Source organism: Prescottella equi, from assembly GCF_002094305.1.
In the GTDB taxonomy this organism is placed as follows: domain Bacteria; phylum Actinomycetota; class Actinomycetes; order Mycobacteriales; family Mycobacteriaceae; genus Prescottella; species Prescottella equi.
This window is the reverse complement of the sequence record NZ_LWTX01000001.1, coordinates 479,886-505,553: the sequence shown is the minus strand read 5'-3', so window position 1 is coordinate 505,553 and position 25,668 is coordinate 479,886. Positions and strand designations below refer to the sequence as shown.

Here is a 25,668-nt window from a genome sequence, read left to right as displayed (position 1 = left end):
GAACGGACCCCTACAGGCTAGTCCGCAGCCACCCGGAGCGGTATCCGATCAGCGCTTGGCAGCAACCGGATTGGTCAGCGTGCCGATCCCCTCGACCGTCACGCTCACACTCTGACCGTCGACGATCGGCCCCACACCCTCGGGCGTTCCCGTGAGGATCACGTCACCGGGAAGCAGGGTCATGACGGCGGACACCCACTCGATGATCTTCGGAATGTCGTGCAGCAGAAGCGAAGTGCGACTGCGCTGCTTGATCTCGCCGTCCACCTCGGTCGTGATCTCGACGTCCGAGACATCCACATTCGTCTCGATCCACGGACCCAGCGGGCAGAACGTGTCGTACCCCTTCGCGCGGGTCCACTGGCCGTCGTGCCGCTGCTGGTCGCGCGCCGTGACGTCGTTCGCGACCGTGTACCCGAGCACGACGTCGAGCGCCTTGGCCGCGGGTACGTCCTTGCAGGGTCGGCCGATGACGACCGCGAGTTCGCCCTCGTAGTGCACCTCGTTCGACGACGGCGGCAGCATGATGGGAGCGCCCGGACCCGCGATCGAGGTGTTGGGCTTGATGAAGATGACCGGATCCTCGGGCGCCTCGCCGCCCATCTCCGCAGCGTGCGCGGCATAGTTCTTGCCGACGCAGATCACCTTGCTGGCCAGGATCGGGGCGAGCAGGCGAACGTCCGCGAGCGGCCAGCTGCGGCCGGTGAAAGTCGGTGTGCCGAAGGGATGTTCGGCGATCTCCTTCGCGGTCTGCGCGTCGCCCTCCCCTTCGATCGACACGAAGGCAACTCCATCGGGACTGGCAATTCGACCAAGGCGCATGTGCCCGAGTCTATCGAGTCACACGACTGCGCTCGGCCATACCCGTCGCACGGTCGATCGCGAAGGGTCTAGACTTCGACGCATATCCATATTCTAGGACATTCATTTCATATACTGGGACGGAATCATGAGCGCACAGGTAGGCGAGGAGTTTCGGGTAAGTGCGGCGAAACGCTGGGCCATGCTGGCACTCGGTGTGCTTGCGCAGGCCGCGGGCGCCGTGTTCTCGAACGCGCCCGCGTTCCTGTTGCCCACGCTGCACGACACCCACGGCATGGAGCTGTCCCGTGCCGGACTGGTCGTGGCCGCGCCGACTGTCGGGTTCCTCCTCAGCCTGATGGCCTGGGGCGCCGTCGTCGACCGCGTCGGCGAGCGCCGCGTCCTGGTGATCGGCATGGCGGCGACCGCGCTGGCGAGCGCCGGCGCAGCGCTCAGTTCGTCGTTCGCGATGCTCGGCGTCTTCCTCCTGATCGGAGGCATGGCCGCGTCGAGCGCCAACGCGGCCAGCGGCCGGGTCGTGGTGGGATGGTTCCCGCCACAGCGACGCGGATTCGCGATGGGGATCCGGCAGATGGCACTGCCGCTCGGCGTTGCGATCGCGGCGCTCACGGTGCCCGGAATCGCGCAATCGCACGGTGTCGGTTGGGCATTGGCCCTGCCCGTGGCGGCGACGTCGGTTGCCGCGGTCGGTTGCCTGTTCGTGGTCGATCCGCCCCGGCCGGGGCGTTCGGCCGCCCAGGGTTCGGGCCTGTTGGACAACCCGTACCGCAACTCGGGTGTGCTGTGGCGGATCCACGGCGTGTCGGTGCTGCTGGTGGTGCCCCAGTACCTGGTGTGGACGTTCGCGCTGCTGTGGTTGATGACGGATCGGAACTGGTCCGCCGCGTCGGCCGGTCTGCTGATCACCGTCACCCAATTGCTGGGCGCCGCAGGGCGGATCGCGGCCGGAGCACTGAGCGATCGTGTCGGTAGCCGGATGCGCCCGTTGCGCTGGGTGGCCGTAGCGGCGGCTGTGTCCATGGGAGCGCTGGCCCTGACGGACTGGCTGGACTCCCCCGTGTCCGTGGCGCTGCTGGTGGTGGCGTCGGTGATCACGGTGGCGGACAACGGTTTGGCGTTCACCGCCGTCGCCGAGATCGCCGGACCGTACTGGAGCGGCCGTGCGCTGGGGGCCCAGAACACGAGCCAGTACCTCGCGGCGTCGCTGGTACCGCCGGTCTTCGGGGCTCTGGTCGCGGCGGTGAGCTTTCCCGTCACGTTCGCGGTCGCGGCCCTGTTCCCACTCGTCGCCGCGCCTCTGGTGCCCCACGACCACCCCGAACGCCGCTGAAACGCTCGCCGGAACGACCGTGACCGCCGCCCGGAACCCGGGCGGCGGTCACGTCTTTCGAGTGGCGGGAGCGCCTAGACGGCGGCGGCGATCCGGTCGCCGACCTCGGTGGTCACGATCGGACCGTCACCACGCGAGGCCAGATCGGCCTCGACCGCGGCCTCGATCCGCGCGGCGTCGTCCTCGCGGCCGAGGTGACGCAGCAGCATCGCCGCGGACAGGATCGCCGCGGTCGGGTCGGCGATGCCCTGGCCGGCGATGTCCGGTGCCGAGCCGTGGACGGGCTCGAACATCGACGGGTTGGTGCCGGACGCATCGATGTTGGCGCTCGCAGCAAGGCCGATACCACCGGTGACGGCGCCCGCGAGGTCGGTGATGATGTCGCCGAACAGGTTGTCGGTGACGATCACGTCGAAGCGGGCCGGGTCGGTGACCATGTAGATGGTCGCCGCGTCGATGTGGCAGTACGCCGTCTCGACGTCGGGGTACTCGGCACCGACCGTCTCCATCGCGCGCGTCCAGATGCGACCGGCGTTGGAGAGCACGTTGGTCTTGTGGATCAGCGTCAGGTGCCCCCGCCGCTTCTGCGCCAGCTCGTACGCGGCACGGACCACGCGTTCGGCGCCGAACCACGTGTTGACCGACACCTCGGTGGCGACCTCGTGCGGGGTGCCGATGCGGATCGAACCACCGTTACCGGTGTACGGGCCCTCGGTGCCCTCACGGACGACGACGAAGTCGATGTCCGGGTTCGCGGCCAGCGGCGAGCTCGACTGCGGGTAGGTGCGTGCCGGACGCAGGTTCACGTGGTGGTCGAGCAGGAAGCGCATGTTCAGCAGCAGGCCGCGTTCGAGGATGCCCGGGGCGACGAACCGCGGGTCGCCGATGGCGCCGAGCAGGATCGCGTCGTGCTGACGGATCGCGTCGAGCTCGGCGTCGGGCAGAAGATCGCCGGTCTCGTTGTAGCGCTTGGCACCGAGGTCGAACTCGGTGGTCTCCACATCCGGCACCAGCTTCCGCAGCACCTTCAGCGCTTCCGCCGTGACCTCGACACCGATGCCGTCACCGGGGATGACCGCAAGCTTCATGGGACACACTCTCTTTCGACTGGATCCGCCGGTGGCGTGAGACACCCCGGCTGCACCGGTGGCCGTGACCGTCGTCGACGGTCACGGCCACCGGGGAGGGATGGGGAGGATCAGGACAGGTCGACCTGCGCGACGCGGGCGTCGAGCTGCTCCACGATCTGGGCGACCTCGGCGTCACCGACGACACGGTCGACGCGCAGGATGACGGTGGCGCCCTCGCCCTCGGCGTCCTGGCTCAGCGCGGCGGCCTGGATGTCGATACCGGCGGTGCCCAGCACGGTGCCCAGGACACCGAGAACGCCCGGGCGGTCCGTGTAGTGGACGACGATGTTGTGGCCCTCGGCGCGCAGGTCGAAGCTGCGGCCGTTGATGTTGACGATCTTCTCGACCTGCTGCAGGCCGGTCAGCGCGCCCGCGACGGTGGTGACGGTGCCGTCCGCGGCAACCGCGCGAACCTCGACCGCGCTGCGGTGCGTCTGTGCCTCGCTGTGCTTCTCGACCTCGACGCTCACGCCGCGCTGCTCGGCGAGCTGCGGTGCGTTGACGAACGTGACGGCCTCGTCGCTGCTCGCCGAGAACAGGCCACGCAGTGCGGCCAGACCCAGGATGTCGACGTTCTCGGCCGACAGCTCCCCGCTCGCGACGACCTGGACGTTCTGGACGGCCTCGGGCGACAGCGTGCCGGCGAGCAGGCCCAGCTTGCGGACCAGCTCGAGCCACGGGGCGACCTCTTCGCCGACCGGGCCGCCGGAGACGTTGACGGCGTCCGGCACGAACTCGCCGGCCAGGGCCAGCAGGACGCTCTTCGCGACGTCGGTACCGGCGCGATCCTGGGCCTCCGAGGTGGACGCACCGAGGTGGGGGGTGACGACGACGTTGTCGAGGTCGAACAGCTTGGAGTCGGTGCACGGCTCGGTTTCGAAGACGTCGAGTCCGGCGGCGCGGACCTTGCCGTTCACGAGCGCGTCGTACAGCGCGTCCTCGTCGATCAGGCCACCGCGAGCGGCGTTGACGATGATGACGCCGTCCTTGGCCTTGGCCAGACGCTCGGCGTTGAGCAGACCCGCGGTCTCCTTGGTCTTGGGCAGGTGCACCGAGATGAAGTCGGCGCGCTCGACGAGCTCGTCGATGTCGACCAGCTCGATGCCCAGCTGCGCGGCGCGAGCGGCGGGCAGGTACGGGTCGTACGCGATGATGTCGGTCTCGAAGGCGGCGAGACGCTGCGCGAACAGCTGGCCGATGCGGCCCAGGCCGACGACGCCGACGGTCTTGCCGAGGATCTCGGTGCCGTTGAAGCTCGAACGCTTCCAGGTCTTCTCACGCAGCGTGCGGTCGGCAGCCGGGATCTGGCGCGCGGTGGACAGCAGCAGCGAGACGGCGTGCTCGGCGGCCGAATGGATGTTGGAGGTCGGGGCGTTCACGACCATGACGCCACGCTCGGTGGCAGCCGGGATGTCGACGTTGTCGAGGCCGACGCCGGCGCGGCCGACGATCTTCAGCTTCGTGGCGGCGGCGAGGACCTCGGCGTCGACCGTCGTGGCCGAGCGGACGAGCAGGGCGTCGGCCTCGGGCACGGCCGCGAGCAGCGCGGGACGGTCCGGACCGTCGACCCAGCGCACCTCGACACCGTCACCGAGCGCATCGACGGTCGATTGTGCGAGCTTGTCGGCGATCAGGACAACGGGACGGCCATTCTGGCTCACGAGGAACTCTCCTGTGTTTCGGTGTCTGGGTGTGTCGGGTCGAGCGATTGTCCGCGGCCGGGCACCGCTTCGGGCGCGCACGGGTCGCAGTCGTGATCAGTTTAGTTGGCAGTGCGGCGCGATTCCGCAGGGCGGGTACCTGCTACCACATAGTGGACACCGCCGGAGCGCAATTCGGAGATTCGCGCCACAGCCGGAAACGACTCCGGCCCGGGGGCCGCGCGACGGTACGCGCGGACCCCGGGCCGGACGGAGGCTGTGGATCAGGCCGTCTCGGTGATCGGACGATCGACCCAGCTCATCAGGTCGCGCAGCTTCTTGCCGGTGACCTCGATGGGGTGCTCGGCGTTCTCCTTGCGGAGAGCCTCGAGCTCCTTGTTGCCGTTCTCGACGTTCGCGACCAGGCGGCGGGTGAACTCGCCGGACTGGATGTCGGCCAGGATCGCCTTCATGCGCTCCTTGGTGTCGGCGTCGATGACGCGGGGGCCGGACAGGTAGCCACCGAACTCGGCGGTGTCGGACACCGAGTAGTTCATGCGGGCGATGCCACCCTCGTACATGAGGTCGACGATGAGCTTGAGCTCGTGCAGCACCTCGAAGTACGCCATCTCGGGCGCGTAGCCGGCCTCGACCATGACCTCGAAACCGGTCTTGACCAGTTCCTCGGTGCCGCCGCACAGCACGGCCTGCTCACCGAAGAGGTCCGTCTCGGTCTCTTCCTTGAACGTGGTCTTGATGACGCCGGCGCGGGTGCCGCCGATGCCCTTGGCGTAGGACAGAGCCAGGGCCTGGCCCTCACCCTTCGGGTCCTGGTGGACGGCGATCAGGGCCGGAACGCCCTTGCCGTCGACGAACTGGCGGCGGACCAGGTGGCCCGGGCCCTTCGGCGCGACCATGCCGACCGTGACGTTCGCCGGCGGCGTGATCAGGTCGAAGTGGATGTTGAGGCCGTGGCCGAAGAACAGCGCGTCGCCGTCCTTCAGGTTCGGCTCGATGTCGTTCTTGAAGATCGACGCCTGAGCGGTGTCGGGGGCGAGCACCATGATGACGTCGGCCCACTCGGCAACCTCGGCCGGCGTGCCGACGGTCAGGCCCTGCTCCTCGGCCTTCGCGCGGGACTTCGAACCCTCCTGGAGGCCGATGCGCACATCGACACCGGAATCGCGCAGGCTCAGCGAGTGCGCGTGGCCCTGGCTGCCGTAGCCGATGACCGCGACCTTGCGGCCCTGGATGATCGACAGGTCTGCATCGTCGTCGTAGAACATCTCGACTGCCACAGTTCTTACCTTCCCTCTGGGTTCTATGAACGCTTGATTGTCTGTTGTCGGCTGGTGAACGGTTCTAGCGGGTGGCCGTGATGGACTTCGGCCCGCGGCCGACGGCCACCACACCGGACTGCACGATCTCGCGGATGCCGAACGGATCGAGCATGCGCAGGAGTGCGTCGAGCTTGGAGCGGGTGCCGGTCGCCTCGATGGTGACGGCCTCCGGAGCGACGTCGATCACCTTGGCGCGGAACAGGTTCACCGTCTCGATGACCTGTGTGCGCACGCTGGAGTCCGCCCGCACCTTGATCAGGATCAGCTCGCGCGCCACCGACGCCTCGTTGTCCTGCTCGACGATCTTGATGACGTTCACCAGCTTGTTGAGCTGCTTGGTCACCTGCTCGAGCGGGAACTCGTCGACCGTGACGACGATCGTCATGCGCGAGATGTCGGGGACCTCGGTGCCGCCCACGGCGAGCGACTCGATGTTGAAACCCCGGCGGGAGAAGAGTGCAGCGACACGGGCCAGCACGCCCGGCTTGTCCTCGACGAGAACACTGAGGGTGTGGCTGGTGCTCACTGACGTTCCTCTCCGGAAGCGGCCTCACCGGCACGCTGCTCGCGTTCCATGGCCTCGTGAATGGTTGCGGGCTCGTCCGCAGCTTCGTCCTCGTCGAACAGCGGACGAATTCCGCGGGCGGCCATGATCTCGTCGTTGCTGGTGCCGGCGGCGACCATCGGCCACACCTGGGCGTCCTTGCCGACGATGAAGTCGATGACGACGGGCTTGTCGTTGATCGACTGAGCGGTGCGGATGGCGTCCTCGACGTCCTCCTCGCGCTCGACGCGGATTCCGACGCAGCCCAACGCCTCCGCCAGCTTGACGAAGTCCGGGATGCGGACGGCGCCGTGCGTGCCGAGGTTCGTGTTGGAGTAGCGCTCGTCGTAGAACAGCGTCTGCCACTGGCGGACCATGCCCAGGTTGCCGTTGTTGATGAGCGCGACCTTGATCGGGACACCCTCGACCGCACAGGTCGCGAGCTCCTGGTTGGTCATCTGGAAGCAGCCGTCGCCGTCGATGGCCCAGACCTCGCGGTCCGGCAGACCCATCTTGGCGCCCATCGCGGCCGGGACGGCGTAGCCCATCGTGCCGAGGCCACCGGAGTTGAGCCACGTGCGCGGCTTCTCGTAGTTGACGAACTGTGCCGCCCACATCTGGTGCTGACCGACTCCCGCGCAGTAGACGGCGTCCGGACCGGCGAGCCGGCCGACGGCCTGGATCACGTACTCGGGCGACAGCGCACCGTCCGAGGGACGGTCGTACGCCAGCGGATAGGTGCGACGGATGCCGTCGAGGTACGCCCACCACTCGGTGAGATCGAAGGACGTGCCCGTCGCCTGGTCGGCGCGGATCGCCTCGATCAGCTCGGCGATGACCTCCTTGCAGTCGCCCACGATCGGGACGTCCGCGTGGCGGTTCTTGCCGATCTCCGCCGGGTCGATGTCCGCGTGGATGACCTTGGCGTCGGGGGCGAAGGAGTCCAGCTGGCCGGTGACGCGGTCGTCGAAGCGCGCGCCCAGCGTGATCAGCAGGTCGCTCTTCTGCAGCGCGGCGACGGCCGCGACGGTGCCGTGCATGCCGGGCATGCCGCAGTTGAGCTGGTGGCTGTCGGGGAACGCGCCGCGCGCCATCAGCGTCGTGACGACCGGAATGCCCGTCAGCTCAGCGAGTTCGAGCAGTTCGGCCGATGCCTCGGCCTTGATGACACCGCCACCGACGTACAGCACCGGCGACTTCGCGTCGGCGATGAGCCGAGCTGCCTCGCGGACCTGCTTGCCGTGCGGCTTGGTGACCGGACGGTAGCCGGGCAGGTGCATCTCCGGCGGCCACGAGAACGTGGTCTGCGCCTGCAGGATGTCCTTCGGGATGTCGACGAGGACCGCACCCGGGCGACCGCTCGACGCGAGGTAGAACGCCTCCGCCAGGATCCGCGGGATGTCGACACCGTCGGTGATGAGGAAGTTGTGCTTGGTGATCGGCATGGTGATGCCGGAGATGTCGGCTTCCTGGAAGGCGTCCGTGCCGATCAGCCCGCGACCGACCTGGCCGGTGATCGCGACGACCGGAACCGAGTCCATCTGTGCGTCGGCGAGCGGCGTCACCAGGTTGGTCGCGCCGGGACCGGAGGTCGCCATGCAGACGCCGACCTTGCCGGTGGCCTGCGCGTAACCGGTGGCGGCGTGGCCTGCGCCCTGCTCGTGGCGGACCAGGACGTGGCGGACCTTCTTCGAATCGAAGAGCGGGTCGTACACCGGCAGAACGGCACCACCCGGGATACCGAACACGGTGTCGACCTCGAGCTCCTCGAGGGCGCGGACCACCGACTGCGCGCCGGTGACGCGCTCGGGCGCGACCTGACGACGGTTACCGGGCTGCGAGGCGGCGGCCCTGCTGTCTCCCGCGGTCGGGCCGGTAGCTCCCGACTTGCGCGGCGTGGGTTGAGGCCGTGCGGTTGGTGCGCTCACTGGAGAAGTCCTCTGCGATTCTGGCTCTGCGGTTCTGGATCCGGGCAACAAAAAACCCTCGTCAGCATCAGCTGTACGAGGGTGGCGCGTCGTTATCTGGCGAGTTGCAACAACCGGCTCAGGCGACGACGCGCCGGCCGATTACGAGCAACTCATTCTGCTTCACGCGCTCGACGGTAGGCGCGCCAATGGTAGACAGTCAACTTTGGTGAGTGCGCTGTCCCAGAATGTAAGATGCCTCGGCTGCAGTGCGAAGATGTAGAGGTGTCATCTCCTCAGCAGCCCGTGCCACCACAGCCATCATCCCATACGCCCGCGGACAGCCGACAGGTCATCCGGATTTCGCCGCTCGCGCTGATTGCGTGCATCTTCCTGCTGTTCTGCCTCAGCTTCCCCGTTCTGGGTTGGCCGGCGGCGTTCGCCTGGACGTTGGTGATCCCCTTCCTGATCGGCGCCTGGGTGCTGCGGGTGCGCACCACCGTCACGCCGGACGGGCTCGAGCTGCGGCGAGCCTTCTCGTCGCAGTCCATATCGTGGGATCAGGTGAAGGGCTTCCGCTTCCCCAAACGCGGCTGGGCCCGGGCCGACCTCGTGGACGGCACCGAGGTGTCGCTGCCGACCGTGACGTTCGGCCGACTGCCCCAGTTGGCGTCCGCGAGCGGTGGGCGGGTCACCGACCCGTACGCGGCCGCTCGTGCGGCCGAGGCACGCAAGCGTGCGGCCGAAGCCGAAGCAGCCCGGTCGGACGAGACCGCAGCTACGGACGCGCCGGAGCCGAATGCCGAATGACCCGGTCACGGGAGTAGCGTCGCACCAGGACGTCTCCCACTCCCACCGGAGATGACGAGCAGTTCCCACAGCCGATATCGGGTCCAGCCGACCAGCACCCCACGGGCCCACACGTACACACTTTTCTCGCTGCGCTCGGCGTGCACAGCCCGCCGCCGAGAACCGCTGATCGACGAAGGAATCCGCCCATGCCCCCGCTGAGGTCACGCACCACCACCGTCGGACGCAACGCTGCCGGAGCCCGCTCGCTGTGGCGGGCCACCGGTATGACCGACTCCGACTTCGGTAAGCCGATCGTCGCGATCGCCAACTCGTACACCCAGTTCGTCCCCGGCCACGTTCACCTCAAGAACGTCGGCGAGATCGTCGCCGAGGCCGTCCGCGCCGCCGGCGGCGTGCCACGCGAGTTCCACACGATCGCCGTCGACGACGGCATCGCCATGGGCCACGGCGGCATGCTGTACTCGCTGCCCAGCCGCGAGATCATCGCCGACTCCGTCGAGTACATGGTCAACGCCCACACCGCCGACGCACTGGTGTGCATCTCGAACTGCGACAAGATCACCCCCGGCATGCTCAATGCCGCGATGCGCCTGAACATCCCGACCGTGTTCGTCTCGGGTGGCCCGATGGAGGCCGGCAAGGCCGTCGTCGTCGGTGGCGTCGCGCAGGCACCCACCGACCTGATCACCGCGATCTCCGCGAGCGCCAACGACTCCGTGTCCGAGGAGGGTCTCGACGAGGTCGAGCGCTCGGCGTGCCCGACGTGCGGTTCGTGCTCGGGGATGTTCACCGCCAACTCGATGAACTGCCTCACCGAGGCACTGGGCCTGGCCCTGCCCGGCAACGGCTCCACGCTGGCCACCCACGAGGCGCGCCGCGCCCTGTTCAGCCGCGCCGGCACCACCGTCGTCGAGGCCGCGCTGCGCTACTACCGCGACGAGGACGAGTCGGTTCTGCCGCGGAACATCGCCACCCCCAAGGCGTTCCGCAACGCGATGGCACTGGACGTCGCGATGGGCGGCTCCACCAACACGGTGCTGCACACGCTCGCCGCGGCGCAGGAAGGCGAGGTCGACTTCGACCTGAGCACCATCGACGAGATCAGCCGTCGGGTGCCGTGCCTGTCGAAGGTCTCCCCCAACTCGGACTACCACATGGAGGACGTCCACCGCGCCGGTGGTATCCCCGCGCTGCTCGGTGAGCTGCGCCGCGCCGGCCTGCTGGAGACCGACGTCTCCACCGTCCACACCAAGAGCTTCGACGAGTGGCTCGACACGTGGGACATCCGCTCCGGCAAGGCGTCCGACGAGGCGATCGAGCTCTTCCACGCGGCTCCGGGCGGCGTGCGCACCACCGAGCCGTTCTCGACGAACAACCGTTGGAGCGCACTGGACACCGACGCCGAGGGCGGCTGCATTCGCGACCTCGAGCACGCCTACACCGTCGAGGGCGGCCTGTGCGTGCTGCGCGGCAACATCGCCGTCGACGGCGCGATCCTCAAGACGGCCGGTATCGACGAGGAACTGTTCTCGTTCCAGGGTCCGGCCGTCGTCGTCGAGTCGCAGGAAGCGGCCGTCTCGGTGATCCTGCAGAAGCAGATCAAGCCGGGCGACGTCATCGTGGTTCGCTACGAGGGCCCCAAGGGCGGCCCCGGCATGCAGGAGATGTTGCACCCCACCGCCTTCCTCAAGGGCGCCGGGCTCGGCAAGGAGTGCGCCCTGATCACCGACGGCCGCTTCTCCGGCGGCACGTCGGGCCTGTCGATCGGCCACATCTCCCCCGAGGCCGCGTCGGGCGGTGTGATCGGACTCGTCGAGGACGGTGACCAGATCCGCATCGACGTCGCGACTCGCACGCTCGAGGTCCTCGTCGACGACGAGACCCTCGCCGCGCGCCGCGCCAAGATGGAGGCGTCCGAGCGTCCGTGGCAGCCGGTCGACCGCCAGCGCACCGTCACCACCGCGCTGCGCGCGTACGCCGCCCTGGCCACCTCGGCCGACAAGGGCGCCGTCCGCCAGGTGCCGTAACACCGCTACAACAGCTGAAGGGTCCCTTCACGCGCTCACAGCGCGCGAAGGGACCCTTCAGCCGTTTCGGGGGGGGTGGCTCAGATGACGGGATTCGCGCCGTTGAAGACGAACCACACCGTCAGACCGGCGGCGACCCCGACGAGCAGGATGACGACGGACCCGACGTGCGGCCGGGTGGCCCACTTGCGCCGGCCGTCGAGCGCGATCCGGCCGGGACCGGTGAGGACGATGGCAGCGGCGGCGGCCCCCAGGAGCGTCTCGTACTCGACGCCGTCGGGCGCGAAGTACTCGAGACCGGGCAGCGCCGACTGCTTCAGGCACCACGCGTTGATCATCACCGCCAGCACCGCCGCACCCGCGAACGGCGTGAGCAGGCCCAGGATCAGCAGCGCACCGCCGGCCACCTCGCCGACCGCGCCCGCGACCGCGAGGGCACGCGCGTGATCGAAACCGGCAGTGACGAGGTCGTCGCGGTATCCGCCGAGCCCCGGGCCGTTCCACCATCCGGTCAGCTTCTGCAGACCGTGCGCGAGGAGGGTGCCTCCCACGGCCAGACGCAGGACGAACAGTCCGACGTCGAGCGTGCCGCGGCGCTGCTCCGTGCTCTCGGGCGGTGGCGCCTGCGGGGAGACTGCGACGGGGGCGGCGACCGTGACGGGTTCGGACACTATCGGCTCCGAAGCAGTCGGCCCCGAAACGATCGGCTCCGACACCGTGGGCTCGGGACGCGCAATCACCTCGGTGACCTGATCGTCGACAACCGGCGGGGCCGATGCGTTCGCGGCGGGCCGGTAGACGGGCAGCTGCTCGGTCGGCAGACTGCTCAGATCGTCCGCCCCGGGGTCGAAATCGTCGTCGGTGCGCGGGATCGACGGCCGGACGGACTGTGCGGGAAACCGCTCCGTCGGCTGGTCGAACGGACTGGGCGCGGTTCCCTGGCCGGTGGACGCTGGGTGCTCTCTCGGCTTGTCGGTCACGAAAGGCAGCCTAGGGCGGATCGCGGTGGGTCACCGGATTGGCGCCTCGGCGCGCCGGTCACACCGGGCGACGTGGCGGCGACGGCGTGCCCTTCCGTAACGTCGTGCAGCATGAGGATGCGTGTACCGAGCCTGCGGGCCCGCCGTGCGACGGCGGCCGCATTCTGTTCGATCGTCGTGGTCGCGGCGGCGGGATGCGCTCGCTTCGACGACACCGCGTCCTCCCCGTTCACCCCGGAACCGACGTTCGGGTCGGGTGGCGAGGTGCAGCCGAAGGAACCGTCACCGCCGTCGTCGGTGGCACCGCAGCCGTCGGTGCCCGACGACCCGTGCTTCGACCGCGATCCGAACGTCGTGGCGACGTGTCTCGACGCCACCGGCGGACTGGTGATGCTGCCCGACGGGGCGTCGGCGCTGGTGACCGAGCGGCGCACCGGGCGCATCCTGCTGGTGACGCAGGGCCAGGCGCCCACCGAATTCGCCTCGGTGCCCGTGGATTCGGGGTCCGACGGCGGCCTGCTCGACATCGCGCTCTCCCCCACCTTCGGGGAGGACCGGCTGGTCTATGCGTACATCACGACGGCCACCGACAACCGCGTCGTGCGCGTCGCCCCCGGCGACGTTCCCAAGGACGTGCTCACCGGCATTCCGCGGGGCGCCGAGGGCAACGCCGGGTCACTGACCTTCGCGAAGCCCGGCGAGCTCATGGTGCTCACGGGCGATGCGGGCAACCCGGCCGCCGCGGCCGATCCGGGATCGCTGGCCGGCAAACTCCTCCGTGTCACGTCGCTGTCGACGGCTCCGGCGCCGCCGCCTCCGGCCGTAGCCGCGTCGGGGTTCGGCCGCGCCGGCGGCGTCTGCACCGACGTGGACGGCGGAGTGTGGGTGACGGATCGGACGGCGACCGAGGACCGGCTGCAGCGGATCCGTCCGGACGGCGGCGTCGGCGCCGCCCCGGTGTGGACGTGGCCCGACAAGCCGGGCGTCGCGGGATGCGCGGTGGCGGCGGGCGCCGTCGCGATCGCGCTCACCGACGGGCGCGCGGTGGCGGTGCTGACGACCGACCGCGAGACCGGTTCGGTGTCGTCCGCGCCCGCGCAGCTCGCACAGAATCTCTACGGCCGGCTCGGCGACGTCACGATCAGCGGTGAGGGTCAGATCTGGGCGTCGACGGTCAACAAGTCGGGCGGCGAGCCCGGGCCGACGGACGACCGCGTCGTGAAGATCCCCTTGCCGTCCGGCGGCGGCGGTTTCGACTGACGCTCAGGCGCTCACACCCTCGTGGGCGTCGCCCGGCGACGTCGGGGAGCGCCTCACGAGGAACCCCGCGAGCATCGGCAGGATCAGCACCGAGATGGCGCCCGCGGCAACGAGGATGGATGCGGTGGCGTTCGACATCTGCCCCGCCGACACCGCGACGCCGGTGACCGCGACGATGAGCGGCAGACCGGTGGTGGAGTACAGCGCGACCTGCAGGCTCTCGCGCGTGTCGAACGATGCGATCCGGTCGTAGCGCGACGCGACGAACACCGGCAGACCGCGCACCACCACCAGCAGGGCGAGGAACGCGGCCAGCACCCCCGGCTCGTCGGCGACGGCCGACACGTCGATCGCCATGCCGGAGGTGACGAAGAAGATCGGGATGAGCAGGCCGAAGGCCAGACCCTCGAGTTTGTGTTCGAGCTGTTCGTTGCCGTCCGGCACGGTGCGCCGCAGGATGAAGCCTGCCGCGAACGCGCCCAGGATGATGTCGAGGTCGAAGACGGCTGCGACCGCGATGAGCGCGACGAGCAGCAGCATCACCAGCCGGACCGTGGTCTGGGCGGTGGTGTCCGAGCCGCGGCGGACGACGGCCAGCAGGTCGGTGCCCTCGCGCAGGATCCGCGCCGGTAGCAGCGCCACCACCACCGCGACGGCCGCGAACGCCGCCAGCACGACCAGCGACAGCACCGCACCGCGCGCACCCAGCAGCACCGCCATCGCGATGACCGGGCCGATCTCACCGATCGCGCCGTGGTTGAGCACCGCGCGGCCGACGGGGGTCTCGACGAGACCGCGGTCCTTGAGGATCGGTAGCAGGGTGCCCAGCGCGGTCGACGTCAGCGCGATCGCGACGGCGATCTCGGAGTGCACCAGTCCCGCCGCGGCCAGCCCGCCGACGACGGCGAACGCCAGCGCCAGGCAGATCAGCCACGTGATCAGGGCACGGCGTCCGCCGCGGCCCGTCAGTTCGTCCCTGTCGATCTCGTATCCGGCGAGCAGGAACAGCATGCCGAGCCCCAGCTCACGCAGCAGCTCGATCTCGGAGTCGACGTTCGCCAAGTCCAGCGCGTACGGCCCGATCACGATCCCGGCCACGAGCAGCAGCACGACCTCGGGAATCAGCTTGCGCCGCAACGATCCCGCGATCAGTGGCGCGATCGCTGCGGCGACTGTGATCCAGAAGAGTGACGTGGCTACGGCAGCGCTCATGCGCCGCTACATTAGCTGCACGCGGCGATGACGAGTTCCTTGACACGCGCCGGATCTGCTTGTCCGCGAGTGGCCTTCATGACGTCGCCGACGATCTTGCCGGCCGCCGCGACCTTGCCGCTGCGGATCTTGTCGGCGATGTCGGGGTTCGCGGCGAGGGCCTCGTCGACCGCGGCCTGGAGTGCCGAGTCGTCACGCACCACCTCGAGGCCACGGGCAGCCACGACCTCTTCCGGCTCACCCTCGCCGGCGAGCACGCCGTCGACCACCTGGCGGGCCAGCTTGTTGGTCAGCTTGCCGTCCGCGACGAGGGCGACGACCTTGGCGACCTGCGCCGGGGTGATCGCCAGCTCGGTCAGCTCGACACCGCGAGTGTTGGCCTGCTGCGCGAGGTATGCCACCCACCAGGAGCGGGCCTCGGACGCGGGTGCGCCGGCCTCGGTGGTCGCGATGACGAGGTCGAGGGCACCGGCGTTGACGAGGTCGCGCATCTCCTCGTCGGAGACGCCCCACTCCTCCTGGATGCGGGCACGGCGGAGCCACGGCAGCTCGGGCAACGTGCCACGCAACTCCTCGACCCACGCGGCGTCCGGTGCGACGGGCTCGAGATCGGGCTCCGGGAAGTAGCGGTAGTCCTCGGCGGTCTCCTTGCGGCGACCGGCGGACGTGGTGCCGTCGCCCTCCTGGAAGTGCCGGGTCTCCTGGATGACTTCGCCACCGGAGAGCAGAACGGCGGCCTGACGGCGCATCTCGTAGCGGACGGCCGTCTCGACGCTCTTGAGCGAGTTGACGTTCTTGGTCTCCGTGCGGGTGCCGAACACATCGGCGCCGATCGGCATGAGCGAGACGTTCGCGTCGCAGCGCAGCGAGCCCTGATCCATGCGGACGTCGGAGACGTCGAGGGCCTTGAGCAGGTCGCGCAGGGCGGCGACGTAGGCCCGCGCCACCTCGGGGGCCCGCTCACCGGCACCGGTGATCGGCTTGGTCACGATCTCGACGAGCGGCACGCCCGCGCGGTTGTAGTCGAGCAGCGAGTGGCTGGCGCCGTGGATACGACCGGTGGCGCCGCCCACGTGCAGCGACTTTCCGGTGTCCTCCTCCATGTGCGCGCGCTCGATGTCGACCCGCCACGTGCTGCCGTCGTCCAGCACGACGTCGAGGTAGCCCTCGGTCGCGATGGGCTCGTCGTACTGCGAGATCTGGTAGTTCTTCGGCTGGTCCGGGTAGAAGTAGTTCTTCCGGGCGAACCGGCCCCACGGGGTGATCGAGCAGTTCAGCGCGAGGCCGATGCGGATCGCCGACTCGACGGCGGCCTGGTTGACGACGGGAAGCGCTCCCGGCATGCCGAGGCACACGGGGCACACCTGCGTGTTGGGCTCGGCACCGAACGTCGTGGGGCACGGGCAGAACATCTTGGTGGCGGTGTGCAACTCGACGTGCACTTCCATGCCCAGTACGGGCTCGAACTTCGCGAGGACGGCGTCATAGTCGAGAAGGTCAGCGGACACGGCGGCAGTCATGGCCATGAGTTTATGCGCCTCGTCACCCGAAGAACGCGGCCGCCTCCCGGTAGCGCTCGACGGGCACCGTCTTGAGTTGCTTGGTCGCCTCCGACAGCGGCACCAACTCGATGTTCGTGCCGTGCAGCGCCACCATCTGCCCGAACTGTCCGTTGTGCGCCGCGTCGGTCGCATGGACGCCGAACCGGGTCGCCAGCACCCGGTCGTACGGGGTGGGTGTGCCGCCGCGCTGCACGTGACCGAGCACCGTTGTGCGCACCTCCTTGCCGATGCGTCGCTCGATCTCGACCGCCAACTGCTGCGCGACGCCCGTGAAGATCTTGTGCCCGAACTCGTCGATCCCGCCCTCACGCAGCGTCATCGACTCCGGGTCCGGCGCCGCTCCCTCGGCGACCACACAGATGAAGTGCGAGTCGCCGCGCTGGAACCGCTTCTTGACCAGTGCGCAGACCTCGTCGACATCGAACGGCACCTCGGGCACCAGTGTCAGGTGCGCGCCGGACGCCATGCCGGACTGCAGAGCGATCCACCCGGCGTGCCGGCCCATCACCTCGACGAGCATCACGCGCTGGTGCGACTCGGCGGTGGTGTGCAGCCGGTCGATCGCCTCGGTCGCGATCGTCAGTGCCGTGTCGAACCCGAACGTGACGTCCGTGCAGTCGATGTCGTTGTCGATCGTCTTCGGAACGCCGACGACGGGCACGCCGCTCTCGGCGAGCCAACTGCCGGCCGTGAGCGTGCCCTCGCCACCGATCGGGATGAGGACGTCGATGCCGTTGTCGTCGAGGGTCTGCTTGATCCGGTCGAGACCGTCGTGCAGTTTCTGCGGGTTGACGCGGGCGGTGCCGAGGATCGTGCCGCCGCGCGCGAGGATGCGGTCGATCCGGTCCTCGTTCCGCATCTGGACCTTGCGGTCCTCGAGCAGGCCGCGCCAGCCGTCCCGGAATCCGACGACGGTGCTGCCGTACCGACTGTCCGCGGTGCGCACGACGGCGCGGATCACGGCGTTGAGACCGGGGCAGTCGCCGCCTCCGGTGAGTATTCCGATGCGCATCACGGCACCTCTCGGCGTTCGCTTGCAGAGCGGTCCCTGTTCATCTTGCCGCTCCAGCGCCGATCCGGCACGCCGAGTCGATCAACCGGGGGTGACCAGCCCCGATTCGTACGCCATGACGACGGCCTGCGCGCGATCGCGCAGCGAGAGCTTCGACAGCACCTTGCCGACGTGGGTCTTGACGGTCTGTTCCGCGACGAACAGCCGTTCGGCGATCTCGACGTTCGACAGTCCCGCCGCGATCAACTCGAGTACCTCACGCTCGCGGGGCGTGAGCGTCTCGAGCTGCCGGTCGCGGCGGCGCGGGGCGGCCCGGCGCCGCGTGACGTCCTCGATCAACCGTTTGGTCACGCTCGGAGCGAGCAGCGCCTCCCCCGCCGCCACCACCCGTACCGCCCGGATCAGCTCCTCCGCCGGCGCGTCCTTGAGCAGGAAGCCGCTCGCGCCGATCCCGAGCGCCTCGTACACGTACTCGTCGATGTCGAACGTGGTGAGCATCAGCACGCGCACCGGCGGTTCCATTGCTGCTGCGAGGATCTCGCGCGCCGCGTCGAGCCCGTTCATCTCCAGCATCCGCACGTCCATCAGCACGACGTCGGGCCGCAGCCGCTTGACCTCGGTGACCGCGGCACGACCGTCGGGGGCGTCGCCGATGACGCTGATGTCGGGCTGGGCCCCCAGCAGCGCGCCGAAGCCCTGCCGCACCATCGCCTGATCGTCCGCAATGAATACCGTGATCGCCACCGCCACAGCCTAGGCGAGCGGGGCGTTCGGGATGTGTCCCCGGACCTCGAATCCGCCGTCGTCCCTCGCGGTGGCGTCGAGAGTGCCGCCGATCGCGGCCGCGCGTTCACGCATGCCCGCGATCCCGCTGCCGCCCGACGATTCCGGCCGCGGCGAGGCCGCCGAGGAGGCGAGCGCGGGACCGTTGGCCACCACGAGGGAGGTGACCGACGGCCCGTAATCGACCGACACCGTCACGTGTGCGCCCGGGCAGTGCCGCGACGCATTCGACAGCGACTCCTGCAGGATGCGGTACACCGTCAGCCCGGACATCTCGGACAGCACCGACGGATCACCGGTCACGTTCCACGACAACGTCATCCCGGCACGCCTACTGCCGTCGAGCAGCGCCTGGACCTGGTCTACGCCGGGCTGCGGCGCCCGCTCGATCGTCTCCGCGTCGCTCCGCAGCACACCGAGCAGACCGCGGATCTCGTTGAGCGCCTCCCGCGCGGTGGCGCCGATGGACTCGAACTCGGCCTTGGCCTCGTCGGACACCGATGCGATCCGGTACGGCGCACTCTGCGCCTGCACGACGACCATCGACATGTGGTGGGCCACGACGTCGTGCAGATCCCGGGCGATGCGTGCCTTCTCCTCGAGGATCGCCCGCCGTGCCCGCTCCAGCTCACCGGCCTCCTCTTCCGCGGCGAGCTGTCGGCGGGACAGCACCAGCCAGCGGACCAGCAGACCGAACACCACCAGGGCACTCAACCCGACCGCCCAGCCGATGCCGTCGTCGCCCGGAGCGTCGGCGAAGAACAACAGCACCGTGGAGATCCACGCCACCACGACGGTGGGCGGCCCGGCGACGAGGCTCACCGCCAGCAGTAGCGTCATGATCACGATGATGTGCACGACCTGCCACGGGTACACGTACCCGGAGTCCGGGACGAGGTCGAACACCCACGGGATCACGAGCGCCGACACGGCCGAGACGGCCCATCCGAGTGCGGGATTGGCCCGGACGAGGATGAACGGCCATGCGGCGAGCGCCGCGATGATCGGCTGCATCGGGTACGAGACCTGATGGGTGAGATGCAGCGTCGGCCACGCCACCGCGTACAGGACGACGGTGACGAGGCCGATGAGGATGTTCACCCCGTGCCCACGCATCCGATTCGTCGCATCACGGACCACTCGATTGCCACTCACGGATCCGACTCTAGGAACCGCGGTCTCGTCGGGCGTCATACCTGAGAGTGAGATCGCGGTGGTTCCCCGGTACGAGCGGCTCGTCGCCCGTCCCGCCGCGGGGCGGGGCGTGATCCGCACTTCGGGGTGATGTCCCAGCGCAATACCCGTTTCTAGCGTCGTTTGGCATGCGAACCAGAATCTGGGCCGGCGCGGTCCTGGCCGCCACCTCGATCGTGACCGCGACGTCGTACGCTCCCGCAGCCGACGCCGATCCTCTGCGCGAGGACACCGTCGCCGCGCGTGCGGTGGCCGCGCTGACGGCAGACGACCGGTCACCGGAGGTCGTCCCGCACGATTTCGCCACGGTGATGGGCTACCGGCCCACCGTCGTGGACGGGATGCTCGTCAATCCGGACGGAGCATGCTCGTCGCCGATCCCGCTGCCGTCCGAGTTCGACACCGCCTGCAAGTCGCACGATCTCGGCTACGACCTGCTGCGGTACGCCCACCTGAACGGCGGCGACCTGGGAACGTGGGCGCGCACCGAGATCGACGCCCAGCTGGACCGGCGCCTGCACGACGCCTGCGATGCCCGGATCCGGGACCGCGCACAGTGTTTCGTGATGGCCGATACCGCCGCGACCGCGGTCGGCTGGAACTCGCGGCGGCAGGGTTACGGCGCCCCCGTCGACGAACCCTGGATCCGGTACACCGTCGGGGGCGCCCTCGCCGCCGCCGGCGTACTGCTCACGGCGTTCGTGATCCGGCGGATCAGGACGGGGGGTGCGGCATGAGTGCCGTCGACGCGTCACGCGCGGCGGCCGCGGGCGCCCTCTCCCTGCCCCGCGTCGCCACGACGGCGGCGGTGACGAGCGGGGCCGTGGCGTCGCTCGCACCGTCGCTGTTGCCCCGTGGCCCTGTGGTGCAGGGTGTGCTGACCGGGATACTGGCGGTGCTCGGCTGGGGTGTCGTGACGACGGTGCGACGCCTGCGGCCCGTCCACCCGGCCCCGCACCGGGACGCCCGGGTGGTCGCGCTCGTCCTCGCGGGTGCCGCCGTCGTCTGGTCGGTCGGAACCGCGAATCACTGGCAGAACGCGGTGCGGGCGGCGATGAGCGCACCACCGGTCGGGGCCGGGCACTGGGCGGAAGTGACGGTCTGGGCGGGAATCACCGGCCTGGCCCTGTTCGCGGTCGCTCGCGGAATCCGCGGTGTCGCGCGACGTCTCGGTCTGCTGCGCGGCGCCGCACTGGCACTCGTCGCCGGGACCGTGCTGATCGCGGGCGCCGCACCGGCAGCGGCCGATGCTGCGGCGCAACACTTTCGGAACACGAGTGGCCGTATCGACCCGACACTCGCGCCGGGTGATCCGGATTCGCTCGTCCCGTGGTCGACGCTGGGCGCGGAGGGCCGCCGGTTCGTCGCCGGCATCTCCGACCCGCGCAGCGTGCGAACCTACGTCGGTCTCGACTCGGCCCCGGAGCCGGGGGCCCGGGCGCGCCTCGCGGTCGCCGAACTCGAGCGCGCGGGCGGCCTGCGCCGGGCGCACGTGGTGGTCGCGGTGCCGACCGGCTCCGGGTGGATCGACGGTGAGGCCGCACGCGGACTCGAACGCCGCTTCGCCGGCGACGTCGCGATCGTGGGCATGCAGTACTCGTACGCGCCGAGTTGGGCGACGTTCGTCTTCGGCCGGGCCGATGCGGAGGCGTCCGCCCGTGCACTGTTCGCCGCCGTCGCGGCGCGGATCGCAGAGTTGCCCGCCACCGAACGTCCCGCGCTGCACGTGTACGGGCAGAGCCTGGGGTCCATCGGTGGCAGCGCGATCTTCGACGACGTCGCCGACCAGCGCGCACGGACGTGCAGTGTGCTCTGGGCGGGCCCGCCGGCCGGCTCGGTGCGCACCGACGACGCGACAGTCCTCGCGAACAGTTCCGACCCGGTCGTCTGGTGGTCGCCGGCCCTTCTGACGCGAGCACCCGATCTCACCCACGCGCGGGTCGACGCTCCTGTGCCGCAGTGGATTCCCGTCGTCAGCTTCCTCCAGACCGGCATCGATCTCGTATTCGCCCTGAATGCCCCGTCCGGGCACGGCCATCGCTACGGCGACGACCAGGGACTGGCGATGCGTGACTGCGGCTGACCCCGATCCCCGGACACATTCGTCTGACCCACCTACCGTGGAGACATGAGTGCAACGGACACGGAACCAGCGCGGGCGATCCTGCGGGACAATTTCGAACGGATCCGCGAACTCGTTCTCGCGAGCACCGACGGACTGACCACCGAGATGGCCGACTATCGTCCCGGCCCACAGGCGAATTCGATCGCGTGGCTGATCTGGCACCTCACCCGCGTCCAGGACGACCACGTGAGCGGCGTCGCCGACGTGGACCAGGCCTGGACGTCCCGTGGTTGGCAGGAGCGGTTCGGCCTGCCGTTCCCCGCGTCGGACATCGGGTTCGGGCACGACAGCACCCAGGTCGGCGAGGTCCACGCCGACGCCCAACTGCTCGCCGACTACCACGGCGACGTCCACCTGGCGACACTCGAGTACCTCGACGAACTCACTGCCGACGAACTCGACCGGGTAGTGGACCGGCGGTGGGATCCGCCCGTCACGGTGTCCGTCCGACTGGTCAGCGTGATCGGGGACTGCCTGCAGCACCTCGGGCAGGCCGCGTACGTGCGGGGGCTGTTCGAGGCACGTTAGCCGCGGACCCGCCCCAGTCGCGGCCCGCGAACGCCGACGGCCCGGATCCGTGTCTCGGATCCGGGCCGTCGTGCGGAGCGGGTGTTACGCGACGGGCGACGCGATCGGCCCGCGGGCCGCCTCGTAGGCCGCGCCGACGCGGTACAGGCGCTCGTCGGCCAGCGCCGGGGCCATGATCTGCAGGCCGACGGGCAGACCGTCGTCCGCGGACACACCGGACGGCACGGACATCGCGCAGTGACCGGCCAGGTTGGTCGGCAGCGTGCACAGGTCGGACAGGTACATCGCCAGCGGATCGTCGACCTTCTCGCCGAGCTTCCACGGCGTGAACGGGCTCGTCGGCGAGACCAGGACGTCGACCTTCTCGTAGGCGGCGTCGAAGTCGCGGGCGATCAGCGTGCGGACCTTGAGCGCCGAACCGTAGTAGGCGTCGTAGTAGCCGGACGACAGCGCGTAGGTGCCGATCATGATGCGGCGCTTGACTTCCTTGCCGAATCCGGCGGCGCGGGTGGCGGCCATGACCTGCTCGGCGCTCATGTTGCCGTCGTCGACCCGCAGGCCGTAGCGCATCGCGTCGAAGCGTGCGAGGTTCGAGGACACCTCACTGGGCAGGATCAGGTAGTACGCCGCGAGCGCGTGCAGGAAGTTGGGGCACGACACCTCGACGACCTCGGCACCGAGCGCCGTCAGCTGCTCGACGGCAGCGTCGAACGAGGCGATGACGCCGGGCTGATAGCTGTCGGAGTGCAGTTCCTTGACGACCCCGACCCGCACGCCCTTCAGGTCGCCGGTCGCACCCTGACGGGCCGCCTCGACGACCGGGCGGACCGGCTCGTTCACCGACGTGGAGTCGCGCGGGTCGTACCCGGCGACGACCTCGTGGAGCAGCGCGGTGTCGAGCACCGTACGACCGCAGGGACCGCCCTGGTCGAGCGACGACGCGCACGCCACCAGACCGAAGCGCGAGACGGTGCCGTACGTGGGCTTGGTGCCGACGGTCGCGGTGACCGCGGCCGGCTGGCGGATCGAGCCACCGGTGTCGGTGCCGATCGCGAGCGGCGCCTGGTACGACGCGAGCGCGGCCGCGGAGCCGCCACCCGAACCACCCGGGATACGCGTGGTGTCCCACGGATTCCGGGTGGGGCCGTACGCGGAGTTCTCGGTGGACGAGCCCATCGCGAACTCGTCCATGTTCGTCTTGCCGAGGATCGGGATGCCGGCCTCGCGCAGCTTGGTGGTGAGCGTGGCGTCGTAGGGCGAGACCCAGTTCTCGAGGATCTTCGACGCGCACGTGGTCGGCATGTCGGTGGTCGTGAAGACGTCCTTGAGGGCGATCGGCACGCCCGCGAGCGCCGATACCGGCTTGTCACCGGCGGCGATCGCGGAGTCGACCTCCTTGGCCGCGACGAGCGCCTGCTCGCCCGCGACGTGCAGGAACGCGTGCAGCTCGCCGTCGACCTTTGCGATCCGATCCAGGTGCGCCTGCGTGGCCTCGACCGACGAGATCTCGCGCGAATGGATCTTCGACGCCAGGTCCGCGGCGTTGAGACGGGTCAGATCGGTGCTCATTCGCCCTCTCCCAGGATCTGCGGAACGGCGAACCGGTCCTCTTCGACGGCCGGAGCGCCGGACAGTGCCTGCTCGGGCGTCAGACCCGGGACGACGACGTCGGGCCGGGTCACGTTGACGACGGGGTTGGGGTTCGCGGTGGGCGGGACATCATCTGCCGCGACCTCCGCCACCGCCTTCACGTGGCTGAGAATCGAATCCAGCTGACCGGCGAACTCGTCGAGTTCCGCGTCGGTCAGGGCGAGCCGGGACAGCCGGGCGAGGTGGGCGACCTCGTCACGGGAGATGGCAGGCACCTTCGGTGACCCCTTTCAGGTCGGAGTGAACGTTCCCACCAGCCTAGAGCGTGGCCGTCGCGGGCCGTGCAGCCCGTCACCCGAGCAGCGGCGGGACCGGGGTGAAAGGATGGAGGCGGCGGGGGCTCGCACCGTGTCCCTTCTTCGGTGTCGAAACTTCAGTCTTCGAACGAACGGAAAGGCCGCACGTGTCGTACCTGCTGCGAGTCCAGCTGCCCGATCGTCCCGGCAGCCTCGGCGCACTCGCCGTCGCGCTCGGCTCGGTCGGCGCGGACATCCTCTCGCTCGACGTCGTCGAGCGGGGTTCGGGATTCGCCGTCGACGATCTCGTAGTGGACGTCGCGAGCGGCTCGCTTCCCGACACGCTCATCACCGCCGCCGAACATCTCCCCGACGTCCGCGTGGACTCGATCCGCCCGTACGCCGGAATCCTCGACACCCATCGCGAACTCGAACTCATCGACAACGTCGCGGCGGCGCACTCCGACCGGCTGCAGGTCCTCGTGGACGGCGCACCGCGCGTGCTGCGCGTCGGTTGGTCGACGGTGATGGACCTCGGTCCGCACGGCGCGTTCCGGGTCGTCGGCAGCCCGGGGGCGCCGGAGACACACGCCGGCGACGCCCCGTGGATGCCCCTCGCGAAGGCGACCGTCCTCGACGGCCAGGCCGACTGGGTACCGCAGTCGTGGCGCGACATGGACACCACCCTCGCCGCCGCGCCGCTCGGCACCAGCGGCAAGGTGCTCGTGCTGGGCCGCCCCGGCGGGCCCGAGTTCCGCCCGTCCGAGGTGGCCCGCCTGGGCTATCTGGCCGGGATCGTCGCGACCGTGCTGGGCTGAGACCGCTAGACCAGTTCGCGGACGAGGGCGGTGAGCTCCATGCCGGGAACCGGCTCCCAGTTGCGCTCGGGCGCCGGGACGAAACCGTTGCGGTCGTAGATCCGTCGGGCGTCCACCATGTCGGACTGCGTCGAGATCACGACAGCGCGGTCACCGCGCTCGTAGGCGACGTCCAGCACGTGCCGGACGAGGGCCGATCCGACGCCCTTGCCGCGGGCGGTGGGCGCGACCGCCAGCATGCGGAACTCGAGCTCACCCTTCTCCGCGACGTCCGCGAACTTCGATTCGGGTGCGGCGATGGTGACCGACCCGACGATCTCGTCACCGACGACCGCGACGACCACGTCGGCGTGCTCGGCACGGGACGCCGTGTCGCGCAGCCGTTCCGCGTACATGTCGGACTCCGATACGAAACCACCGTCGATGTAGACGTCGGCGGTCAGGGTGCCGACGGCGTCGTAGTCGGCAGGCGTGGCGGTCCGGATATCGATCATGGCGTCACTATGTCAGCCACTGCCCTCCGTCAGAAAACCGATTCAGATGCCCCGAGCGGCGGAAATGAGACGCCCGCCACACTCGGACCGCCCGGTCCGGACGAACGCGATCACCACCGTGGGCGCACCGGGTACGTGCGCCGCGCCACAACGGAACCGACTCCCACCAGGATCGATGGCCGTCGGCCCACCCCGCCGAGCGGCGACCGAACCCCCCGTTCGCTCCGCCCGGCCGATGCCCGACGCCAACGACGCCTCGTC

Annotated in this window: 23 protein-coding genes; 8 read left to right on the top strand and 15 right to left on the bottom strand. The window is 69.6% G+C overall.

The annotated features are described in order from the left end of the window. Positions 1 to 48: 48 nt before the first annotated feature. On the bottom strand, positions 49 to 822 hold the full coding sequence (locus tag A6I89_RS02520) for a fumarylacetoacetate hydrolase family protein (RefSeq protein ID WP_013416607.1): 774 nt from the start codon (positions 820 to 822) through the stop codon (positions 49 to 51). A 127-nt stretch (positions 823 to 949) separates the two neighbouring features. Here A6I89_RS02520 and A6I89_RS02515 point away from each other — a divergent pair, with 127 nt between their 5' ends. Then, positions 950 to 2,152, top strand: coding sequence for an MFS transporter (locus A6I89_RS02515; protein ID WP_197939401.1), 1,203 nt, complete (start codon positions 950 to 952; stop codon positions 2,150 to 2,152). A gap of 74 nt (positions 2,153 to 2,226) precedes the next feature. Here the strand turns inward: A6I89_RS02515 and A6I89_RS02510 are convergent, their stop codons facing one another. From A6I89_RS02510 to A6I89_RS02490, 5 genes are all read right to left on the bottom strand, one after another. Further along, complete coding sequence (locus A6I89_RS02510; RefSeq protein ID WP_005519016.1) at positions 2,227 to 3,240, bottom strand: 3-isopropylmalate dehydrogenase; 1,014 nt, start codon at positions 3,238 to 3,240, stop codon at positions 2,227 to 2,229. A 110-nt stretch (positions 3,241 to 3,350) separates the two neighbouring features. Next, positions 3,351 to 4,943, bottom strand: a complete 1,593-nt coding sequence (gene serA, locus A6I89_RS02505; RefSeq protein ID WP_005519015.1) for a phosphoglycerate dehydrogenase — start codon at positions 4,941 to 4,943, stop codon at positions 3,351 to 3,353. Positions 4,944 to 5,206: 263 nt separating this feature from the next. Next, positions 5,207 to 6,208, bottom strand: coding sequence for a ketol-acid reductoisomerase (ilvC, locus tag A6I89_RS02500; RefSeq protein WP_172504591.1), 1,002 nt, complete (start codon positions 6,206 to 6,208; stop codon positions 5,207 to 5,209). A gap of 76 nt (positions 6,209 to 6,284) precedes the next feature. Further along, positions 6,285 to 6,788 (bottom strand): acetolactate synthase small subunit, encoded by a 504-nt coding sequence (gene ilvN / locus A6I89_RS02495; protein ID WP_005519012.1) that lies wholly within the window; start codon positions 6,786 to 6,788, stop codon positions 6,285 to 6,287. Next, on the bottom strand, positions 6,785 to 8,734 hold the full coding sequence (locus A6I89_RS02490; protein ID WP_005519011.1) for an acetolactate synthase large subunit: 1,950 nt from the start codon (positions 8,732 to 8,734) through the stop codon (positions 6,785 to 6,787). Before A6I89_RS02490 ends, ilvN begins: the two co-directional genes overlap by 4 nt. 285 nt (positions 8,735 to 9,019) lie before the next feature. On the opposite strand from A6I89_RS02490, the gene A6I89_RS02485 reads away from it, so the two are divergent. After that, the gene (locus A6I89_RS02485) at positions 9,020 to 9,523 is read left to right on the top strand and encodes a PH domain-containing protein (protein ID WP_013416611.1); all 504 of its coding nucleotides are present in this window, start codon (positions 9,020 to 9,022) and stop codon (positions 9,521 to 9,523) included. A gap of 188 nt (positions 9,524 to 9,711) precedes the next feature. After that, positions 9,712 to 11,553, top strand: a complete 1,842-nt coding sequence (ilvD, locus tag A6I89_RS02480; protein WP_005519009.1) for a dihydroxy-acid dehydratase — start codon at positions 9,712 to 9,714, stop codon at positions 11,551 to 11,553. Positions 11,554 to 11,633: 80 nt separating this feature from the next. Here ilvD and A6I89_RS02475 read toward each other — a convergent pair whose 3' ends face one another. Next, positions 11,634 to 12,533 carry a DoxX family protein gene (locus A6I89_RS02475; protein ID WP_022596924.1) on the bottom strand — a complete coding sequence of 300 codons (900 nt, stop codon included), beginning with the start codon at positions 12,531 to 12,533 and terminating at the stop codon, positions 11,634 to 11,636. Between the two features lie 117 nt (positions 12,534 to 12,650). Here A6I89_RS02475 and A6I89_RS02470 point away from each other — a divergent pair, with 117 nt between their 5' ends. Then, the gene (locus tag A6I89_RS02470; RefSeq protein WP_022596925.1) at positions 12,651 to 13,793 is read left to right on the top strand and encodes a PQQ-dependent sugar dehydrogenase; all 1,143 of its coding nucleotides are present in this window, start codon (positions 12,651 to 12,653) and stop codon (positions 13,791 to 13,793) included. A gap of 3 nt (positions 13,794 to 13,796) precedes the next feature. Here the strand turns inward: A6I89_RS02470 and A6I89_RS02465 are convergent, their stop codons facing one another. The 5 genes from A6I89_RS02465 to A6I89_RS02445 all read right to left on the bottom strand — a co-directional run bounded on the left by A6I89_RS02465 (position 13,797) and on the right by A6I89_RS02445 (position 19,478). Further along, on the bottom strand, positions 13,797 to 15,005 hold the full coding sequence (locus A6I89_RS02465; RefSeq protein ID WP_022596926.1) for a cation:proton antiporter: 1,209 nt from the start codon (positions 15,003 to 15,005) through the stop codon (positions 13,797 to 13,799). An 11-nt stretch (positions 15,006 to 15,016) separates the two neighbouring features. Continuing rightward, positions 15,017 to 16,525, bottom strand: a complete 1,509-nt coding sequence (gene gatB / locus A6I89_RS02460) for an Asp-tRNA(Asn)/Glu-tRNA(Gln) amidotransferase subunit GatB (RefSeq protein ID WP_037086173.1) — start codon at positions 16,523 to 16,525, stop codon at positions 15,017 to 15,019. A 22-nt stretch (positions 16,526 to 16,547) separates the two neighbouring features. Beyond that, positions 16,548 to 17,579 carry an ATP-dependent 6-phosphofructokinase gene (locus A6I89_RS02455; protein WP_005519004.1) on the bottom strand — a complete coding sequence of 344 codons (1,032 nt, stop codon included), beginning with the start codon at positions 17,577 to 17,579 and terminating at the stop codon, positions 16,548 to 16,550. Positions 17,580 to 17,660: 81 nt separating this feature from the next. Next, complete coding sequence (locus A6I89_RS02450) at positions 17,661 to 18,323, bottom strand: response regulator (protein WP_022596927.1); 663 nt, start codon at positions 18,321 to 18,323, stop codon at positions 17,661 to 17,663. Positions 18,324 to 18,332: 9 nt separating this feature from the next. After that, positions 18,333 to 19,478: a sensor histidine kinase gene (locus tag A6I89_RS02445; RefSeq protein ID WP_005519001.1), complete on the bottom strand. Its 1,146-nt coding sequence runs from the start codon at positions 19,476 to 19,478 to the stop codon at positions 18,333 to 18,335. Positions 19,479 to 19,684: 206 nt separating this feature from the next. On the opposite strand from A6I89_RS02445, the gene A6I89_RS02440 reads away from it, so the two are divergent. The 3 genes from A6I89_RS02440 to A6I89_RS02430 are packed head-to-tail and all read left to right on the top strand — an operon-like array spanning position 19,685 to position 22,209. Next, positions 19,685 to 20,293, top strand: coding sequence for a hypothetical protein (locus A6I89_RS02440; protein WP_022596929.1), 609 nt, complete (start codon positions 19,685 to 19,687; stop codon positions 20,291 to 20,293). Next, positions 20,290 to 21,639: an alpha/beta-hydrolase family protein gene (locus A6I89_RS02435; RefSeq protein ID WP_022596930.1), complete on the top strand. Its 1,350-nt coding sequence runs from the start codon at positions 20,290 to 20,292 to the stop codon at positions 21,637 to 21,639. The genes A6I89_RS02440 and A6I89_RS02435 overlap by 4 nt, the downstream gene beginning before the upstream one ends. Before the next feature lie 45 nt (positions 21,640 to 21,684). Then, positions 21,685 to 22,209 carry a mycothiol transferase gene (locus A6I89_RS02430; protein WP_022596931.1) on the top strand — a complete coding sequence of 175 codons (525 nt, stop codon included), beginning with the start codon at positions 21,685 to 21,687 and terminating at the stop codon, positions 22,207 to 22,209. Positions 22,210 to 22,293: 84 nt separating this feature from the next. Here the strand turns inward: A6I89_RS02430 and gatA are convergent, their stop codons facing one another. Then, positions 22,294 to 23,778, bottom strand: a complete 1,485-nt coding sequence (gene gatA / locus A6I89_RS02425) for an Asp-tRNA(Asn)/Glu-tRNA(Gln) amidotransferase subunit GatA (protein ID WP_060934498.1) — start codon at positions 23,776 to 23,778, stop codon at positions 22,294 to 22,296. Continuing rightward, positions 23,775 to 24,074 carry an Asp-tRNA(Asn)/Glu-tRNA(Gln) amidotransferase subunit GatC gene (gene gatC / locus A6I89_RS02420; RefSeq protein ID WP_005518991.1) on the bottom strand — a complete coding sequence of 100 codons (300 nt, stop codon included), beginning with the start codon at positions 24,072 to 24,074 and terminating at the stop codon, positions 23,775 to 23,777. The genes gatA and gatC overlap by 4 nt, the downstream gene beginning before the upstream one ends. Before the next feature lie 188 nt (positions 24,075 to 24,262). On the opposite strand from gatC, the gene A6I89_RS02415 reads away from it, so the two are divergent. Next, positions 24,263 to 24,913, top strand: coding sequence for an ACT domain-containing protein (locus A6I89_RS02415; RefSeq protein ID WP_005518989.1), 651 nt, complete (start codon positions 24,263 to 24,265; stop codon positions 24,911 to 24,913). A 5-nt stretch (positions 24,914 to 24,918) separates the two neighbouring features. On the opposite strand, the gene A6I89_RS02410 is transcribed toward A6I89_RS02415, so the two are convergent. Next, positions 24,919 to 25,407: a GNAT family N-acetyltransferase gene (locus A6I89_RS02410; protein ID WP_013416622.1), complete on the bottom strand. Its 489-nt coding sequence runs from the start codon at positions 25,405 to 25,407 to the stop codon at positions 24,919 to 24,921. Between the last annotated feature and the right edge of the window lie 261 nt (positions 25,408 to 25,668).